Origin of the sequence: Streptomyces iconiensis (genome assembly GCF_028657195.3) — a bacterium.
Lineage (GTDB): Bacteria > Actinomycetota > Actinomycetes > Streptomycetales > Streptomycetaceae > Streptomyces > Streptomyces iconiensis.
The window spans coordinates 40,971-59,852 of the sequence record NZ_JANCPR020000059.1; the positions used below are offsets into that span (position 1 = coordinate 40,971).

The 18,882-nt window shown below is 71.9% G+C and carries 14 protein-coding genes; 9 read left to right on the forward strand and 5 right to left on the reverse strand.

Going from position 1 to position 18,882, the window contains the following annotated elements; translation table 11 throughout:
* Positions 1-19: 19 nt before the first annotated feature.
* Positions 20-592: a TetR/AcrR family transcriptional regulator gene (locus NMN56_RS37340; RefSeq protein ID WP_274044991.1), complete on the forward strand. Its 573-nt coding sequence runs from the start codon at positions 20-22 to the stop codon at positions 590-592.
* A gap of 133 nt (positions 593-725) precedes the next feature.
* Here NMN56_RS37340 and NMN56_RS37345 read toward each other — a convergent pair whose 3' ends face one another.
* Positions 726-1,673, reverse strand: coding sequence for a threonine/serine dehydratase (locus NMN56_RS37345; RefSeq protein WP_274044992.1), 948 nt, complete (start codon positions 1,671-1,673; stop codon positions 726-728).
* Between the two features lie 54 nt (positions 1,674-1,727).
* A complete protein-coding gene (locus NMN56_RS37350) occupies positions 1,728-4,037 on the reverse strand; it encodes a HelD family protein (protein WP_430542815.1) in 2,310 nt (769 codons plus the stop codon).
* Positions 4,038-4,399: 362 nt separating this feature from the next.
* Between NMN56_RS37350 and NMN56_RS37355 the strand changes: the two genes are divergently transcribed.
* Both NMN56_RS37355 and NMN56_RS37360 read left to right on the forward strand, forming a co-directional pair.
* Entirely contained in the window at positions 4,400-4,828 is a 429-nt protein-coding gene (locus NMN56_RS37355; protein ID WP_274044993.1) for a hypothetical protein, read from the forward strand.
* Positions 4,829-5,002: 174 nt separating this feature from the next.
* On the forward strand, positions 5,003-6,175 hold the full coding sequence (locus tag NMN56_RS37360; RefSeq protein WP_430542817.1) for a glycosyltransferase 87 family protein: 1,173 nt from the start codon (positions 5,003-5,005) through the stop codon (positions 6,173-6,175).
* Between the two features lie 33 nt (positions 6,176-6,208).
* On the opposite strand, the gene NMN56_RS37365 is transcribed toward NMN56_RS37360, so the two are convergent.
* The 3 genes from NMN56_RS37365 to NMN56_RS37375 form a co-directional block, all read right to left on the reverse strand.
* Complete coding sequence (locus NMN56_RS37365) at positions 6,209-7,861, reverse strand: DNA repair helicase XPB (protein ID WP_274044994.1); 1,653 nt, start codon at positions 7,859-7,861, stop codon at positions 6,209-6,211.
* Between the two features lie 75 nt (positions 7,862-7,936).
* Entirely contained in the window at positions 7,937-8,551 is a 615-nt protein-coding gene (locus NMN56_RS37370; RefSeq protein ID WP_274044995.1) for a Uma2 family endonuclease, read from the reverse strand.
* A 104-nt stretch (positions 8,552-8,655) separates the two neighbouring features.
* Entirely contained in the window at positions 8,656-11,286 is a 2,631-nt protein-coding gene (locus NMN56_RS37375; protein WP_274044996.1) for a helicase-associated domain-containing protein, read from the reverse strand.
* 291 nt (positions 11,287-11,577) lie between these two features.
* On the opposite strand from NMN56_RS37375, the gene NMN56_RS37380 reads away from it, so the two are divergent.
* From NMN56_RS37380 to NMN56_RS37405, 6 genes are all read left to right on the forward strand, one after another.
* Positions 11,578-12,669, forward strand: coding sequence for a hypothetical protein (locus NMN56_RS37380; RefSeq protein WP_274044997.1), 1,092 nt, complete (start codon positions 11,578-11,580; stop codon positions 12,667-12,669).
* A gap of 287 nt (positions 12,670-12,956) precedes the next feature.
* On the forward strand, positions 12,957-15,011 hold the full coding sequence (locus tag NMN56_RS37385; RefSeq protein WP_274044998.1) for a CocE/NonD family hydrolase: 2,055 nt from the start codon (positions 12,957-12,959) through the stop codon (positions 15,009-15,011).
* 68 nt (positions 15,012-15,079) lie between these two features.
* The gene (locus tag NMN56_RS37390; protein WP_274044999.1) at positions 15,080-16,018 is read left to right on the forward strand and encodes an ABC transporter substrate-binding protein; all 939 of its coding nucleotides are present in this window, start codon (positions 15,080-15,082) and stop codon (positions 16,016-16,018) included.
* A gap of 208 nt (positions 16,019-16,226) precedes the next feature.
* Entirely contained in the window at positions 16,227-17,270 is a 1,044-nt protein-coding gene (locus NMN56_RS37395) for an ABC transporter ATP-binding protein (RefSeq protein ID WP_274045000.1), read from the forward strand.
* Positions 17,267-17,974, forward strand: a complete 708-nt coding sequence (locus NMN56_RS37400) for an ABC transporter permease (RefSeq protein WP_274045001.1) — start codon at positions 17,267-17,269, stop codon at positions 17,972-17,974. Before NMN56_RS37395 ends, NMN56_RS37400 begins: the two co-directional genes overlap by 4 nt.
* A 3-nt stretch (positions 17,975-17,977) precedes the next feature.
* Positions 17,978-18,631, forward strand: coding sequence for an ABC transporter permease (locus NMN56_RS37405; RefSeq protein ID WP_274045002.1), 654 nt, complete (start codon positions 17,978-17,980; stop codon positions 18,629-18,631).
* Positions 18,632-18,882: the final 251 nt, after the last annotated feature.

Genomic DNA, 18,882 nt, shown 5'->3' on the forward strand with positions numbered 1-18,882 from the left:
GAGAGGCTACGGTAAGGGGATGGCGAGGAGGGGCCCTTACGAGAAGGGCGAGGCGAAGCGTGCGGAGATCCTGCGGGTGGCACTGGAGGTCTTCGCCGTCGAGGGGTACCGGGGCACCTCGCTGCGCAAGGTCGCCTCGGCGTGCGACCTCAGCCTTCCGGGCCTCATGCACTACTTCGACTCCAAGGAGGACCTGCTCACGCAGGTCCTGCGGGTGCGCGACGAGACGGCGCGCGCGCAGTTCGGCGAGGGGCGGCTGGAGGACCACCTCCAGGTCATCCGCGACGCCACCAAGACCCCGGGGCTCGTCGCGCTGTTCCTCTCGCTGGCCGCCTCGGCGGGCGACCGGGAGCACCCGGCACACGAGTTGTTCACGGAGCGCTACGCCACCCTGCGCGCCGCGCTGACCGCGCGCCTCCAGGCCGGCATGGACGCGGGGAACCTCCGCGCTGACCTCCCGGCCGACCGCCTCGCCACGCTGCTCATCGCGCTCGTCGACGGTATCCAGCTCCAATGGCTCTCCGACGAGGGCGTGGACATGGAGCAGCCCGTGACCGACCTCCTCCAACTCCTCGCCCCCACCCGGCACTGAACCGCCCGGCACTGAACCGGGCGACGGCGCCTCGATGCTGCCGCCATGTTCGCCGGATCCGCCAGGTCGCCAGCCCTCGTCAGCCCCCGTCAGCCCTCGGCCGCCCGGCCGTGAGGCGTCAGTTGACAGGCCGTCAGGCCGTCAGGTCGGCCGGGTCGGTGTTCGCGCCGCACAGGACGACGGCCACGCGTTCGTCGCGGGACGGGGTGTAGGGCGGGTTCGGGGCCGTGATGCCGGCGTAGGCGGTGGCAGCCGCGTGTTCCACGGCGAGGCGGTGGTCGGTCCAGAGTTCCTGGCGTGCCTCGGTGATGGCGGGGTCGGGGACGAGGACCGAGCGCATGTTGCGGTGCCCGGCGGCTGCCAGGGCCATGGGGGTGGCGCGGCGGGCGCCGAGCGAGTCGGCTGCGACCGATTCGACGGGAACGTCGACGACGCGGCCCGCCTCGATGGCCGCGTTCAGCGCGCGGGACCGCTGCGGTTCGACGGCGACGGCCCGTATGCCGTGGTGCTGCGCCGCGGCGGCGACGCCCGCGAAGAGGCCGCCACCGCCGACGGAGACGACGATCGTGTCCAGGTCGGGGATCTGGGCGCGGATCTCCTCGACGAGCGTGCCGGCGCCGGCGGCGATGAGAGGGTTGTCGTACGCGTGTGACGACAGCGCGCCCGTGGAGGCGGCGAACTCCTCGCTGGCCGCTGCGGCTTCCGCGTACTCCGTGCCGACCATGCGCACGTCGGCGCCGTAGTCGCGCAGGTGCGTCACCTTCACCTCGGGTGCCGTCTCGGGCAGGAACACCGTCGCCGTCACACCGTGCTGCCTGGCCGCCCACGCGCAGGCGAGGCCCGCGTTGCCGCCCGAGGCGAGGGTGATGCCCGCGTCGGGCAGCGTGCCCTGTTCCCGGTGTGCGAGCAGGAAGTTGGCGGCGCCGCGCGCCTTGAAGCTGCCGGTGTGCTGCATGAACTCCAGCGCGAGCCACAGCCTGTACGAGTGCGAGCCGTCACCGCGCGCCAGGGTGACCGGGCGCACCTGACCCGTGATGCGCTCCGCTGCGGTCTTGACGTCTCCGTAGGAGAGAGGGGGCACGGCAGGCTCCAGGGCGCGAGAGGGCGTGTAGGGACAAACGGCTACGTTACGGGGTCACCCGACGGTTGCGGTACGCGCCTCCGGTGCCGTGGCCAGCGCCTGCGGCAGCGGGGCCGCGTGCAGGACGCGGAGGCCGGAGACCGCACGGGTCAACGCGACGTAGAGACGGCGCAGTCCGGTGCGCTCGTCCGGTTCGGCGGCGACGATCGCGGCGGGCTCGTCCAGTACGACGTGGTCGTACTCCAGGCCCTTCGCGAGGGTGGCGGGCACGAGCGTGAGCCGCGCGTCCTGGCTGGTCTCCTCGCCGGGCGCCAGGTAGGAGAGGCCCGCCTGCTCCAGCGCCTCACGCAACGCCGGAATGCGGTGTTCCGCCGCGATGAGGCCGACGGAACCCTCCTCGCGCAGCGCCTCCCCGCAGGCATCGGCCACGGCGGCGTCCAGCGTCTCCTGAGCCGTCTCGCGGACCGCGAAGTCGCCGGGCGACTCACGGACCGAGGTGGCAGGGGTCAGCGCGGGGGCGATGTCGGGCAGCAGCCGTGAGGCGTAGGCGATCACGTCGCGGGGCACCCGGAACCCCTCGGTCAGCTGCTCCACCTCGGCGTCCGGCTTGCCCAGATGGAACAGCGCCGACTCCCAGCTCTCCGTGGCCCACGGCGTCGTGCCCTGCGCGAGGTCACCCAGCACCGTCGCCGAACCCGTCGAACAGCGCCGCCCCACCGCGCGGTACTGCATCGCCGACAGGTCCTGCGCCTCGTCCAGCACCACATGGCCGAGGGAGTGCGTGCGCTGCACCTGGTCGGCGGCCTCGTCCACGAGGACCGCGTCAGCGGCCGACCACTTGGCGCTCTTCACGCTCCGCGCGGGCTTGGCCCACAGGATCTGCTTCTGCTCGTCCGGGGTGAGTACCCCCTCGGCGTGCTCGGCCAGGAAGCCGGCGTCCGACAGCAGCCGCAGCACGACCTTCGCCGGATCAACCGCCGGCCACACCTTCTTGACCATTGCCTTCACGGCCGCGCTGCGGGCCACCGCGTCCTGGACCCGGTCGTCGGGCGCCTCACCGGCACGCTCCATCCGTACGAGTACCGCGTGCGCGATCCGCTGCGGCAGCGCCTCACGCGCGGCGCCGTAGCGCATGTCCCTGGCGAGCAGTTCGCCGACCATCTCCTCGATCTCGTACACCGGAACGCGCCAGCGCCGTGAGCCGCGTACGACCATCAGCGGCTCGTCCGCCGGGAGTTGACCGGCACGCAGGACGCCGGAACGGATCGCGCGCCGCAGCACGGCTGCCATCCGCGCGTCCCCCTTGACGCACGCGGCCTCCGCCGTGTCCGTGCCCCGAACAGGCACGTCAGGGCGCGCGACCAGGCCCTCGACCGTCGTCTGCCTGGCCGCCAACTCGCCCAGTGCCGGCAGCACTTGTTCGATGTAGTGCAGGAAGGAGTCGTTGGGCCCGATGACGAGGGTGCCGGTGCGGGTGAGCCGCTCGCGGTGCGCGTACAGCAGGTACGCGACGCGGTGCAGGCCCACCGCCGTCTTTCCGGTTCCCGGCGCTCCCTGCACACAGACCGTGCCCTCGATGCCGGAACGCACGATCGCGTCCTGCTCGGGCTGGATGGTGGCGACGATGTCGCGCATGGGGCCCACACGGGGGCGTTCGATCTCGGCCTGGAGCAGCGCGCTGGTGCGCGGCCCCTCCGGGGCCACCTCCCCGCCGGAGGCCGGGGGAGCGTCGGTGAGGTGCTCGTCCTCGTACGCGGTCAGTTCGCCGCCCGTGTACCCGAATCTGCGGCGCAGCGCCACGTCCTGCGGGTCGTTCCTGGAGGCGCGGTAGAAGGGGCGCGAGATGGGCGCACGCCAGTCGATGACCATCGGGTCGCCGTCGGCGTCGTGCACATGGCGCCGCCCGACGTAGAAGGACAGCCCTTCGTCCCCTTTCTCCGTCTGCCCCGCCTGCCCGGCCTTCTCCGGGCCCGCCCCCGGCCTGGGCGCGCTGTCGCTCCGCCCGTCGCCGTCCCCGTACGGGGCGCGCAGATAGTCGAGGCGGCCGAAGAAGAGCGGTGCGTGCGCCAGGTCGGCGAGCGAGGCGACACGGGCCTCGACACCGGCGGCCAGCGCCTCGGCGTTGACCCAGTTCGCCGCCACGTCCGCCAGGTTCAGGGACTCGGCGTCGGCACGCATCGCGCGCAGCGCCTCGCGGGAGGCGGCGAGGTGGGCACGTTCGCGGGTCAGGGGATCGTCGGGTCGGCCGGCGGGTCGGCCGGCGTCATCGGGGCCGGCGGGTCCTGGCCCCGAGGGCTCGGACTGCGGGGGCTCGGACTGCGGGGGTACAGGTACGGGCTGTTCGGGTGCGGGCTGTGCGGTCACCAGGCTGCCTCCGGCGTAGCGTGCGGGCGCGAGCGTGCGGCCGTGTTCTGCCCGCCCCGGCAGGGGGCAGGAGGGGGCACGGCTGCGCAGTGCGTCTCTGCGGAATACAGATGCTTCACGTACGGCCCGGCCGGTTTCCGTGCGGCGGGCGCCTCGGGGCCGGTGCGCGCGGGGGGCTGCATCGGCGGCGAGGGGGCAAGTCGGCCATGTTAACTCCCCGGTTCGAGGGCCGTCGAACCCTTTGTCGGGGTGCTCTCAGGGTTCCCCCGGGCCCGGACTCGCCCCTGAGGCGTACGCACCTCCCGTATGTGAAGGACTTCCGGCCGATGCGCCCGGGACCTGCGGAAACGGAGGATGGACCCATGAACACCGCACCGATGCGGCCCGCTCTCCACTGCCCGCCCCACGGCGCCACGGCGCTGGGCACGGACAGCACCGGCCGCCACACGAACCCTGTCCGTACCGGCCACCCCGACACCACCGGCAACCCCGAAACCACCGGCAACCGCCACCAGCTCCGCCGCAGGACAGGCGAGCTGCTGCGCGCCGTACGGGTCTTCGGAGGCGCCGCCTTCGGCGTCGTCGTCCTCGGGACCGCCACGGACGGCACCGCTACGGACGGCACGGCCACGAACGGCACCGCCCCGGACGGCACCGGCACCAACCGCACCCGCACCGGCACCAACCGCACCGGTACCGACGCCGGCCGCCCCGGCAAACACGGCGGCGCCGCCGATCACCGCGCCGCCGAACACCGCACCGGCGGTCACGAGGCCCCGTACCGAGGGTGACCGTGCTCCATTAAGGTCGCCGGAGAGATCCACCAGGAGATCCCACGGCGATCCGGGCCGTCGGTCGCGCCGCCGTCCCGGGGACGAGGAGACGGCACGGTGACTGCCCCCACCAGCCACACGGCCACGCCCCGCCGGGCGCACAGCGCGCCCCTCAACGCGAGAGCGGCGGCGCTGCTGCTCCTCTCGTTCGCCACCCTGGTCGCCCTGTTCGCCGTCATGCGCTTTCCGCTGTCGGACGTGCTGGTCTACCGCGCGGAGGGCGCTGCCGTCCGTAACGGCACCGATCTGTACGGCTTCACCGTGACCGAGTGGAAGCTGCCCGCCACCTACCCGCCGTTCGCCGCGCTGCTGTTCGTGCCGGTCGCGCTCGCGCCGCTCTCCGTGGTGAAGGCCGCGTTCGTCGTCGGCAACGTCGCCCTGCTCGCGCTCCTGGTGGCGCTGTCACTGCGCTTCGCGCCCCGCGCCGTACGCCTCACCCACACGCTGCCCCTCGTACTGGCGGTCACGGCGGGCGCCGTGTGGCTCGAACCGGTCTTCCAGACCCTCGTGTTCGGACAGATCAACCTGGCCCTCGCCTGTCTCGTCCTGTGGGACCTCGGCCGACCCGACGGGGCCCGCGCCAAGGGCTTCGCGCTCGGCGTCGCCGCAGGTGTCAAGCTCACCCCCGCGATCTTCGCGGTCTACCTGCTGCTCACGGGCCGCGTGCGCGCCGGGCTGTACGCCGTCGCCGGGTTCGCCTGCACGGTCGGGGCCGGCGCCCTCGTACTCCCCGGCGCCAGCGTCGAGTTCTGGTCCCGGCGCATGTTCGAGACGACGCGGGTCGGCAAGGCGTGGATCGTCGACAACCAGTCCCTCCAGGGCCTGATCGCGCGCCTCACCCACCACCCCGAACCGGGCCCGCTCTGGCTGGTACCCGCCGTCGTGCTCGCCGCCACCGGGATGTGGCTCGCGCGGCGCCTGTACGTACGGCAGGGGCGCACGCGCACGGGGGACTACTGGGGCGTCATGGCCACGGCCATGGTCTCCGTACTCGTCTCGCCGATCAGCTGGTCCCACCACTGGGTGTGGTGCGTCCCGCTCCTCGTCGGCCTCGCCCTCACGGCCCCGCGCTGGGTGACCGTCACGGTCGTCGCCGTCTTCACGGCCCGCACGATGTGGCTGGTCCCCAAGGCGGGCGACCTCGACCTCCACCTCGCCTGGTGGTACCAGCCCCTGGCCTCTCCCTACGCCTTCCTGACCCTCACCCTCCTGGCCACGGCCTTCGCCCTCACCCGCAAACGCGCGCCCTGCGGCGGAGGAAGGGACAGCGGGCGGGGCGACGAGGGAGCGGGGCGCCGCGTATGAGGCGGCGGCGTCCCGCCGTACGGCGGAGGACGGTTACGCGTCGTCGTCCGACAGCAGGTCGACCGAGTCGACGATGCGGTACGCGTAGCCCTGTTCGGCCAGGAAGCGCTGGCGGTGCGCTGCGAAGTCCTGGTCGATGGTGTCGCGGGCCACGACGGAGTAGAAGCGGGCCTCGTGCCCGTCGGCCTTCGGGCGCAGCACCCGGCCGAGGCGCTGGGCCTCCTCCTGGCGGGAGCCGAAGGTGCCCGACACCTGTATGGCGACGGTCGCCTCGGGCAGGTCGATGGAGAAGTTGGCGACCTTCGAGACGACCAGGCAGCTCAACTCGCCCTGCCGGAACGCCTCGAAGAGCTTCTCGCGCTGCGCGTTGCTGGTGTCGCCCTTGATGACGGGGGCACCGATGTGCTCGCCCAACTCGTCGAGCTGGTCGATGTACTGGCCGATCACCAGCGTCTGGTCGCCCGCGTGGCGCCGCACCAGCGCCTCGGTGACCTTGCGCTTGCTGTCGGTCGTCGCGCAGAAGCGGTACTTCTCCTCCGGCTCGGCCGTCGCGTACGCCAGCCGCTCGGAGTCGGTGAGGCTGACACGGACCTCGACGCAGTCGGCGGGCGCGATGTAGCCCTGGTTCTCGATCTCCTTCCAGGGAGCGTCGAACCGCTTCGGGCCGATCAGCGAGAACACGTCCGCCTCGCGGCCGTCCTCCCGTACGAGCGTCGCCGTCAGGCCGAGGCGGCGGCGGGCCTGGAGGTCGGCGGTGAACTTGAAGACCGGAGCAGGCAGCAGATGCACCTCGTCGTAGACGACGAGGCCCCAGTCGCGGGAGTCGAACAGCTCCAGATGCGGATAGACGCCCTTCCGCTTCGTCGTGATCACCTGGTACGTGGCGATCGTGACGGGCCTGATCTCCTTCTTCGTACCGCTGTACTCGCCGATCTCCTCCTCGGTCAGCGAGGTGCGCTTGATCAGCTCGTGCTTCCACTGGCGGGCCGAGACGGTGTTGGTGACCAGGATCAGGGTCGTCGCCTTCGCCTCGGCCATCGCGCCGGCGCCCACGAGCGTCTTGCCCGCGCCGCACGGCAGCACGACGACGCCGGAGCCGCCGTGCCAGAAGCCCTCGACGGCCTGCTTCTGGTACGGGCGCAGCGACCAGCCCGCCTCGTCCAGCTCGATGGGGTGCGCCTCGCCGTCCACGTACCCGGCCAGGTCCTCCGCCGGCCAGCCCAGCTTCAGCAGCACCTGCTTGATCTGCCCGCGCTCCGAGGGGTGCACGGCGACGGTCAGCTCGTCGAGCCGGTCGCCCACCAGCGGCTGCACCTTCTTCGAGCGGAGGATCTCCTCCAGCACCGGCCGGTCGGTGGTCTCCAGCACCAGCCCGTGCGAGGGATGCTTGCTCAGCGTCAGCCGCCCGTAACGCGACATCGTCTCCGCGATGTCCACGAGCAGCGCGTGCGGAACCGGATACCGCGCGTACTGCACCAGCGCGTCCACCACCTGCTCCGCGTCATGCCCGGCCGCCCGCGCGTTCCACAGCCCCAGGGGCGTCAGCCGGTAGGTGTGGATGTGCTCGGGCGCCCGCTCCAGCTCGGCGAACGGCGCGATGGCACGCCGGCACGCCTCAGCCTGCTCATGATCGACTTCCAGCAGCAGAGTCTTGTCGCTCTGCACGATGAGGGGACCACCGTTCACGCGCACACACCTTCCGAGGACGGGCGAGGGGCCACTGACCCACGAGGGGCCAAACGTCCAGTGTGCAGCACCGCCTCAAAAGCGTGTCAGCTCAGCCAGGTCGATCTTGACGGGGAACGGGAGGTCGGTGGCCAGCTCGCGGCGGTGCACCGGGTGGGACGGGGCGGGGAAGTAGCTGAGAGTGTCGCTGTTCAGCCAGTACTCGTGGACCGCGATCTGTTCGTCACGCTCCAGCTCGACCCGCCAGTAGTAGGGGACCTTGGCCTGCGCGTACTGGACGGGCTTGGTGATCCGGTCGGTGGCGCGGGAACCGAGTGAGACGACCTCGACGGCGAGGGCGACGTTGGCGATGGGCACGTACTCGGCCTGGACGAGGGTGAGCCCCTCGGGGTCGTAGACAATGAGGTCGGGCACGCGGACGTTCTGCTCGTCCAGCATCACGCACTGCTCGCCTGACACGACGTACGGGTTCGTCCTCGCTTGCTTCAGAACGTCCCTGAGCTCGTCCCGCACCCAGCTATGCCATACCTTCGCCCGCCCACGAACCACGATGTTCCCGTCCACGAGTTCCCACTTGAAGGGCAGGTCCAGTTCCTGCGCCTGGTCGAAAGTCCACCCGGCCTCGGGCGGGAACGCCCAGTGCTCCTCGGTGGCGCTTGCCGGTTCTTCAACGGCCATTACTGCTCCCATGCGCATGAGTCTGGATGGCTGTGCGGGTCGTGGTCCCGCATACGACGGTACGTTCACCCGATCCGGCGGGCCATCGAACGCACCGGCGAACATGCCGTCCGTGTTCAGTCCTCCGCGACCTCAGCGGCGCCCGTGATCCGGTGCAGCGGGTAGGTGCGGACCTCGTCGGCCGTGTGGTCGTAGGCGGTCACGAAGCCGCCCTCGACCTTGACGGGGGCGATGACGCGCTGGGAGGCGGCGCCGTCCGCGTTGACGTAGCCGATCCACAGGGGGGTGCCGCTGAGGGTCGCTGACTGGACGGTGGCCAGGGTCTCGGCCATGACGGTGCGGGGGAGGCCCTTGTGGTGCGGGGAGGCGGGGGGTGTGAACGCGGGGGCCTTGGGCTTGTGGGAGAGCGTGGCGGCGTGGTCGCCCGCGCGGATGGCGCGTACGGCGGCGCCGAGCATCGTCGCGTCGGGCTGCGGCGGGTTCCCTCCGGGACCCGGCATCCCCGCGGGCGCCCCCAGCAGGGGGTCCGGCGCCGTACGGGGCGGGGTGCGGTGTGCGTCGGGCCTGGTCAGGACCACATCGCCCTCGGCGGACTCGGCTGCGGGCGCGTACCCCATCTCGCGCAGCCGGGCGAGCAGTTGGTCGGGCGGAGCGGGCGAGGCCAGCAGGGTCGGCGCGAGGAGCCGCAGCCGCAGCGGGGCGGCGCGGCGGTCGGCGAGGATCTCGTTGAGCAGCGCGTCGTCGTCGCAGCGTACGTAGGACGAGGCGGCGCCGACCCGCAGCCTGCCGTGCTTACGGGCCACGTCGTCGATCAGGTACGTGAGGGGCTGCGGAACCGGCGTACTGGAGTGCGTGGCGAGGAAGGCGTGCAGGTCGGAGGCTGTGCGGCCGGCGTCGAGCGCGCGGCGTACGGAGTCGGGCGAGAAGCGGTAGACGGTGGCGCCGCCCTTGGACTCGATGTCGGCCAGCACGCCGAGGAAAGCGGAGAGTTCGCGTTCGAGAGGGCCGGGCGCCACGGCGGTGAGGTCCGCCTGGAGCAGCACCTCGGAAAGGGGCTCGGGCAGGTGGGGTGCGAGGGCCTTCGCGGCCTGGCCCCGGGCCGCGTCCTCCAGCAGGGGCCGCGCGTGGGAGGCGAGGGCGCCTCTGCCGGTGAGGCCGAGCGCGTCCGCCTCGTCGAGCGCCCAGTGCGCGAGCTGGCCGCGCAGGGCGGTGGGCCCGTCGTCGCCGTGTGCGTCCCTGTTGCCTTGCAACGGGCGCTCCCAGCGCAGCCGTTCGAGCACGGAGTCGCGGTCGGGCGCCGCTCCCGGGTCGAGCCCCGCGAGCAGGACGAGCGCACGCCGCCGCACCCCGGGCGCGAGCCCCCTGTCGAGCCCGGGGCCGAGCGGCGAGTACCCGCGGCCCTTCGTGTCGCGCGCGCCCACCAGCCCGGGGACGCGGGTGGCTGGCAGCCACGCGGAGGCCAGGCGTGCCCACCGGTCGGCCGGCGGCAGCCGCAGCCAGTCGTCGTAGGCGGGCGTCGGCGCGAACCTCTCGTCGGCCTCGCCGTCGGACGCCAACAGGCCCGCCACATAGGCGAGTTCGATCCAGAAGGCCGCCATCGGCTCCGATACGTCCAGCGCGGTCGCCGCGCGTTTCAGATCCCGTACGCCCAAGCCGCCGGCGCGCAGCACGGGGGGCGGCTCGGTCTCCCACAGCGTGAGCAGTTCCTCGACGGCGGCGAGCGCGGCGAGCGCCTGGCCCGCCGCTGCCGCGTCGACATCGGCCGCGCCGTACGTACGCGCCGGTACGACGCGCGGAGCGACCGGCTCCAGTACGCGGTGTGCCCGGCCGCCGCGCAGGTACAGGGCGACCTCACGGGGCAGTACGACGTTCCCGGGTGCGCCCGAGGCGTCCGACGTGGCGGGCCCGGTCGGTACGAGCAGCGCGCGGTCGAGCAGCCAGGCCACCGGCGGTGAGGGCGCCTCGGCGTCGACGGTGCCGAACGGCGGCCCCCACTCCAGCCTGCGCAGCACCGCCTCGGTCCCCTCGGGCGCCCCGGCGAGGAGCGTGCCCATCCGGTCCGGGTCCGTGAACAGCGCGCTCAGCGCGGCCAGGGCGCTCACCGGGTCGTGCGTGGCCGGCAGCCCGGCAGCCGCCAGCATCTCCTGGAGCCGCGCGGGCGACAGCCTCACGGCGCCCGCCGCCTCGGCGAGCGTGGGCCCGAGCCCGGTGGGGGAGTGCGAGGTCAGCAGCTCGCGGGCCGTACGGACCAGGCGCGGGTACTCCTCCTCACCCCATACGAGCGCACGCGCGCGCAGCTCGGCGAGCGCGTGCGGAAGCCGCTCGGCGGCCTCCTCACCCGGAAGGAGCCCGGCGAGCGCGTCCCGCACGGTGATCCCGTCCGGGGGACCCTGCGCGGCGGACGGAGACGGGGGCGGGAACGAGGCGGATGCGGGAGAGGCGGAAGCGGAAGCGGACGGGGAAGCGCCGGAACCCGGCGGCCCCGGCGTCACGGCCAGCGCCTGCGCGACCTGGAGCGTGAACTGGTCCAGCCCCTCCAGCGCCCGCGCCACCGAGGTGCGGGTCCCGGCGCGGGTGGCGAGCTGGGTGAGGTCGTTCGGAACGGGCGAGAGCAGGTCGGGGCGCGTACGCAGCAGCGCGGCGAGCGCGCCGTCGTCGCGCTCCCGCAGGTCCTCGGCGAGGGTACGGGGCCCCGGCGGCCGTGTGTCCTGCCGCTGTGGGCGGTCACCGTTCTGCTCGCTGCTCATCCCCCCAACGGTAGCTGCCGCCCCGCTCCCCGGCCGCCGCGCGGGCCATGGGCCGTACGACATCTCTACGCGGCCCCGGAGAAGATCACATCCGGACCCCCGAAGATCCTCCCCGGACCACGGCCGGGAACGTCCCCAGCCACGGCCGGGAGGCTCCCCGGACCACGGCCGGGAGGTTGCCCGGCCTCCGGCCGGCAGGTCCCCAGGTGGCGCGCGCACGCGGTACCGTCGTGCGGAGGCGTTGGCGACGGGCGAGCAGGCGTTGACGAGCGAGCAGCCGTTGGGGACTTGGTGGGGATCGAGAGCGATCAGCTCGTATTCGACTATCTGAGCCGGATCGGTGATCTGGCACACAGCACGCGCATGACGGCCGCCGAGCGGGCCAAGCTCGTCGGCGGGCTGCGCGGTGAGATCGACAAGGCGCGCGCCGCTGAGGGCGGAGTGGAGAGCAAGGCCGCCGTGAAGAAGATCCTCGGGCGCCTCGGCCGGCCCGAGGACGTCGTGGCGGCGGCCAACGGCGGCGTGGGGCCCGCCCTTTCGTCCGCCGTGCCCTCGCAGCGGGACGCGACCGGGGAGCCACGGCGGGAGACCCGGCGGGAGTCACGGCGGGAGCGTGAGGCCCAACGGGAGGCGCCCGCACCGGAAGAGCCCGTGCTGCCACCTCAGCGGACGGGCCCGAGCGCCGCGTTCGGGGCCTCGTCGCCGCACCTGGCGAGCATGGACGAGCTGGGCCCCGAGGAATCCGATCCGGACTGGTGGCGCGTGGACCCGAGCCCGTACGGGGCAGGTCAGGGCGGCAGCGGTGGCGTGGCGGCGGGTGAGCCCGTACCCGGGTTCGTCGGCGGGATCGAGCTGCCGGAGATCCTGAAGCCGCCGACGGGCGACGACGACGAGCAGGCCAGGCCACCAGGGCCCGCGCTCGCGAAGACGCCCGAGCCCGCGACGGAGGCCGAGGCGCCCGCTTCGCCCGCACGGCGCGGAGCCTCGTTGCTGCGGCGCGGCCTCACCAAGCGGGTACCCCAGGCCGCATCGGGCCCCCGCAGCGGCGGCTTCGTCGAACTCACCGCCGCCGCGCTCCTCGTCGCGGGCGCCGTCACCGGCTCCTTCGTACCGCTGGCCCTGGGCTGGCTGGCCGCCTGGTGGTCGCCCAAACTCAGCCGCATCGAGGCCAAATGGGCCGCCTTCGGCATGCCCGGTGTCGTACTCGCCGCCACCGCCGTATGGCTCTGGGGCCGCACGGAGGGGCGTTGGGGCGCGCCGATAGCGGCGGGCGGCGACGCGATGCGCACCGCCATGGGCGACACGTTCCCCTTCCTCCTGCGCTGCGCCGCCGGCGCCAGCGCCCTCTACCTCCTCTGGCGGGCCCGCCGCCCGGCCTCGTAGCGCCGGTTCTCGGCCAGACGCCTGGGGAGCGGAGTGACGTAGTCGTCTGTGCGGAACCTCGCGAGGAGCGTTACGGGCGCCGTACGCTTGGTGGCGGGAGCCGCTCTGAGCTGGGGAGTCGCGGCGCGTACAGCGTGGCGCTCGGCTCGTATGGGTATGCAGTCGAAGGCGCGTTTACCCAGACTGCGGTGGCTCATTCCTGTGTTGTTGTTCATCGCTGAACAACAAGCGGAAATCCGGGCATACAAGACAGATCGGCGCCTAGCCTCCGTCTAAGGTGCCAACCCATGAGCACCGCCCGCCCCACCAGCAGTCAGCCGAAGACAGCACAGAGCGCCCGGACCCATGCGGTCCGGGTACTGCGGCACGTATGGATCCCCCTCAAGGACGGAACGCGCCTCGCGGCCCGCGTCTGGCTGCCCGCCGACGCGCGTGGTCCCGTGCCCGCCGTGCTGGAGTACATCCCGTACCGCAAGAACGACGGGACGGCGCCCCGCGACGTGACCCTGCACGGCCAGTTCGCGCAGGCCGGCTATGCCTCCGTACGCGTCGACTGCCGGGGCAGCGGCGACTCCGACGGCGTGATGCTGGACGAGTACCACCAGACCGAGCTGGACGACGCGCTCGAAGTGCTCGCATGGATCGAGCAGCAGGACTGGGCGGACGGACAGGTCGCGATCATCGGCAAGTCCTGGGGCGGGTTCAACGGGCTCCAGATCGCGGCGCTCCAGCCCCCGCAGCTGAGCTGCATCGTCACCGTCTGCTCCACCGACGACCGCTACGCCGACGACGTGCACTACGCGGGCGGCTCCCTGCTGGCCTCCGAGATGCTGCCGTGGGCCGCGACGATGCTCGCCTACAACGCGCGCCCCGGCGACCCGGCCGTGCTCGGCGACTCCTGGCGCCAGGAGTGGCTGGACCGGCTCGACAAGACCGTCCCCTACGCGGAGGAGTGGATCTCCCACCAGCGGCGTGACGCCTACTGGGAGCACGGTTCCGTGTGCGAGGACTACTCGGCCATCCAGGTCCCCGTCTACGCGGTCGGCGGCTGGCTGGACCCCTACCGGGGTGCGATCTTCCGGCTGATGGAGAACCTCGACCAGGCGAAGGCCCCCACCAAGGCCCTCATCGGGCCCTGGGCGCACACCTACCCCCACCAGGCCGAACCCGGCCCCGCGATGGACTTCCAGGGCGAGTGCGTGCGCTGGTTCGACCACTGGATGCACGGCGCCGACAACGGGATCATGGACGAGCCCCGGCTGCGTGCCTGGATGCCCCAGTCGGCACCCTTCGGCTCCGACCGCGAGACCCGCGAAGGGCGCTGGATCGCCGAGCCCTCCTGGCCGGCGCCCGGCGTCGAGGCCCGCCGTATCCCGCTCACCGGAATGGGCGGCCACGAGGGCAGCGCGCTGCTGCGCTCGCCGCTGGCGATCGGGGCGCCCTCGGGCGACTTCCTCAAGTTCGGTGACATCCCCGGCCAGTACGGCGATCAGGCGGCCGACGACGGCCGCTCCCACACCTTCACCGGGCCCGTACTCGCGGAGACCGTGGAGATTCTGGGCGCCCCCGAGGTCACCCTGCGCGTCACCAGCGACCGCCCGCAGGCGCAGCTCGCCGTGCGGCTGTGCGAGGTCTTCCCCGACGGCTCCTCCAAGCTGGCCACCACGGGACTGCTCAACCTCACCCACAGGGACGGGCACGCCGAGCCGCAGCCGCTGGAGCCCGGCCGTGCCTACGACGTGACCGTGCCGCTCTTCGCGATCGGCCACGCCTTCGGCGCCGGCAACCGTATCCGCGTCTCCGTCTCCGCCTCGCTGTGGCCGTGGGCCTGGCCGTCGCCGGAGCGGGTGACCGTCGAACTCGACGCCGCGCACGGCGAGTTGACCCTCCCGGTGCGTCCGCCCCGGCCGGCTGAGGACGAGGCGCTGCGCCCGTTCGCGCCGCCGCGCGGCGGACCGCCGCACAGCATCGAAATGAGCGGCATCCCCGGTGACCGCACGGTCACCTACGACCTGGAGACCGGCGAGCAGACGATCGCCACCACTCCGGCCGACGGCACGATGGTCGACCACGCCGACGGCCTGACCCGTACGGGCTCCGACCTCAACCGCTTCCGCCTCACCGAGGGCGACCCCCTCTCGGCGGTCGTGGAGTGCGAGCGCGACGAGGCGATCAGCCGTGCGGACTGGGTCACCCGCGTGCACACCCGGTCGCGGATGACGGCCGACGAGAGCGACTTCCTCGTCGTCAACACGCTCACCGCGTACGAGGGGCAGGGCGCGGCAGAACGCCAAGTCTTCGCGCGTACATGGACGTTCTCCGTACCCAGGGACCAGGTGTGAGGCCGCTGCCCGGCTCCCGGAGCCTCGCCGCGCGGGTTGCGGATTCCGGTTCCCGGAACCTCGCGCGGGTGGCCGGTTCCCGGAGCCTCGCGCGCGCTCACAGCAAGGGTTACGCGGCGGCGGCTGCGCTGTTGGCGCTGGGCCTGCTGCTGGCGCTCACCGGTTGTGGGCGCGCCGCCGCTTCGGCGACGGGCGGCAGGCCGACCGTCGTCATCGGCGCCAAGCAGTTCACCGAGCAGTGGATCATCGGCGAGATGTACAAGCAGGCCCTCACCAAGGCCGGCTACGACGTCGAGCTGAAGTCCAACATCGGCTCGACCGAGATCATCGACGGCGCCCTCACCTCGGGCCAGATCGACCTGTACCCCGAGTACACCGGGGTGATCCTCCAGTCGCTCGCCCGCGACAAGTCGATCCCGCACTCGGCGCACGAGACGTTCGAGAAGGCGAAGAAGTACCAGGAGACGCGCGGGCTGACGATGCTGCCGCCCACGCCGTTCCAGAACAAGAACGCCGTCGCGGTGAAGCCCGCGTTCGCCGAGAAGTACGGGCTGAAGACCATCGGAGACCTCAACAAGGCCGGTCACGTCCGCTTCGCCGAGTACCCCGACAACATCGCGGGTGCGTTCGGCTACGGCGAGATGGTCAAGAAGTACGGCCTGAAGGACACCAAGGTCAGGTCGCTCAACATCGGCCTCCAGTACAAGGCGCTCGACCACGGCGACGTGGAGGCGGCCGACGTCTTCACCACCGACCCCCAGCTCGCGCGCGGCAACTACACGATCCTCAAGGACGACCGGAGCTTCTACGGGTTCCAGAACGTCGCCCCTGTAGTGCACAAGAAGGTGCTCAAGGAGCAGGGGCCCGAGTTCGCGAAGACGCTCAACTCGATCAACGCGCTGCTGACCGAGAAGGCCGTGCAGGACCTCAACAGGGCCGTCGACACGGTGCGGCTCACGCCGAGTGAGGTCGCCGAGAAGTTCTTGAAGGCCAACCATCTGCTGTGAGTCCGCCGGTCCGACGGTCTTGCGATGTGAGGCGGCCGGTGTGACGGCGGCACGTGTGCGTGCCCGGCCGCTTCCGCTGCCTCCCGCCGCCTTCCGCCCCTGACGGCCGGTTCGGCACCGCCGGTCCGGTACGTCGGCTCTCTCGCCGTCGCTGCGGAGAAGAGCCGCCGCCGCGGGCCGACGTTCATTCAAGGAGAACCCACCCCCCATGAGTACGGAAAAAACGCCTGCTTCCGCGCAGGACATAGTCTTCGACCATGTGGTCAAGACCTATCCCAACGCCGCTTCCCCCGCGGTCGACGACCTGTCGCTGACCGTTTCCGCGGGCGAGATATGCGTGCTGCTGGGGCCCTCGGGCAGCGGTAAGACGACCGCGTTGATGATGGTCAACAGGCTGGCCGAGATCACGGGTGGCGACATCAGGATCGGGGGCCGGTCCATCACGGACCATGATCCGATTGAGCTGCGGCGTTCCATCGGCTACGTCATCCAGCAGACGGGGCTCTTCCCGCATCTGACGATCGCCGACAACATCGCGACCGTCCCCAAGGTTCTGGGGTGGGACAAGAGGCGGGTCAAGGACCGGGTCGCCGAACTGCTGGACCTGGTGGGGCTGCCGGTTGCCGAGTTCGGCAGGCGTTACCCCTCGCAACTGTCCGGGGGCCAGCGTCAGCGGGTCGGTATCGCCAGGGCGCTGGCGGCGGATCCGCCCGTGATGCTGATGGACGAGCCGTTCGGGGCGCTCGACCCGATCACCCGGGAGCGTGTGCAGGACGAGTTCCTGGCGCTGCACGAGCGCATCCGCAAGACCGTCATCTTCGTCAGCCACGACATCGACGAGGCCGTGAAGATGGGCGACCGGATCGCGATCTTCCGCGAGGGCGGCAAGCTCGCGCAGTACGACACCCCGCGCACCCTGCTCAAGGAGCCGGCCGACGAGTTCGTCGCCCGCTTCGTCGGCGCCGACCGCGGCCTCAAGCGGCTCACCCTCACCCGCCTCGCCGAGCTGGACCTCACGCCCGCGACCTCGGGTGACGCGGCGCTGCCCGCCATCGGCGCCGACGCGAGCCTGCGCGCCGCGCTCTCCCTCATGGTGGCCGAGGGCACCGACGCCGTACGCGTGATGGAGTCCGGCGACGGAGGCGGCGGCGGTGAAGTCGGCGCCGGCGGCGAAGGCGGCGAAGGGCCCGGCGGCGCGAAGGCGTTGGGCACGGCCTCGCTGGACGCCGTGCGGAAGGCGGGCGCGGCGTGAGTGCGGGCCCCGTCATCCCCGACTTCGGGGACCCCAGCGCGTGCGTGGCGAGCGACGCGACCTTCTGCGCCGACTGGTTCACCGACCACTGGTGGAACCTGTTCTGGCCCGCTCTGCTCCAGCACCTCGAACTCACCCTGATCGCGGTCGTCCTCGGCTTCGTTCTCGCCGTCGCCGCCGCTGTCCTGTGCCACTTCAAGGGCTGGCTCGCCGCGCCCGTCTCGGCCGTGACCTCGTTCCTCTATACGGTCCCGCCGCTGGCGCTCTTCCAGCTCCTCGTCCCCGTGACGGGTTTCTCGGTGCTGACCGTCGAGATCGCGCTCGTGCTCTACAGCATCTACCTGCTGTTCACCACGTTCCTCACCGGTCTGCGCGAGGTGCCGGGCGACGCCGTACGTGCCGCGCGCGGCATGGGGCTCACCCGGCGGCAGATCCTCTTCAAGGTCGAACTGCGGCTCGCCGTGCCCTCGTTGATCGCGGGCCTGCGGGTGGCGACGGTCATGACGATCGGCATCGTCGCCATCGCCGCCTACGTCGTCGACAAGGGGCTCGGCTCGCTCATCCTCAAGGCGCTCCAGTCGCCGTTCAACACCCAGTTCATCGGGGCGGGCGCGCTCGCCGTCGTGCTCGCGCTCGCCGCCGACGGTGCGCTCGTCCTCGCCGGACGACTGCTCACCCCGTGGGCGCGGACGAGGAGGGCGTAAGTCATGGGTACGTTTCTCGGTTCCTTCACCTTCATGGGAGACCAGCTCTCCCTGCTGCTGGAGAAGACGGGCCAGCACGTCTGGATGTGCGCGATCGTCGTCGCGGTCTCGCTCGCCGTCGCGCTGCCGCTCGGGCTGTGGCTGGGCCATCTGCACAAGGGCGAGTTCCTGACCACCAGCATTTCCAACATCGGCCGCGCGCTGCCCAATCTCGCCGTCATCGCGATCGGGCTCGGTATCTTTGGCCTCAACTTCACCAATATCGCCATCGCGCTGCTGATTACGGCGATACCGCCGATTCTCAGCCAGGCGTACCTGGCTGTCGATCAGGTCGACCCGGACATGGTGCGCGCTGCGCGCGGCATGGGCCTTACTCCGGCGCAGATCCTCTTCAAGGTCGAGCTGCCGCTTGCGCTTCCGCTGTTGTTTTCTGGTGTGCGTATCGCGGTTGTCTACGTCATCTCCAGTGCGACGCTTGCCACCGTCGCCGGTGGGGGCGGTCTGGGGGACATCGTTCTCGGGCAGGCCACGTATGGGCTTGAAGGGGTTATTGCTGCGGCGCTGTGGGTTGCCGTCCTCGCTTTGGCCGCGGATGGGGTGTTGGCGTTGTTGCAGCGTGTGCTGGTGCCTCGGGGGTTGCGGGTTGCCCGGGGCTGAGTTCGGGGCTTCGCCCCGTGCCCCGTTGTTGTTCCGCGGGCTTCGCCCCCGCTGGCCCGTTGCTTCGGGGCTGCGCCCCGGGACCCGCTGTTGTGGTTCCTGTCTTTTGAAGCCCGTTTCCGTTCAACATGGGGGCTTCGCCCCCTGGCCCCCGTTGGCCTCGCCGGCCGGGCGTCGGGGGGCTCCGCCCCCAACAGCCCCCCGCTAGAGGTGGGCTCCGCCCCCCTCTAGGACTCCCCCCGGCTCTCCTC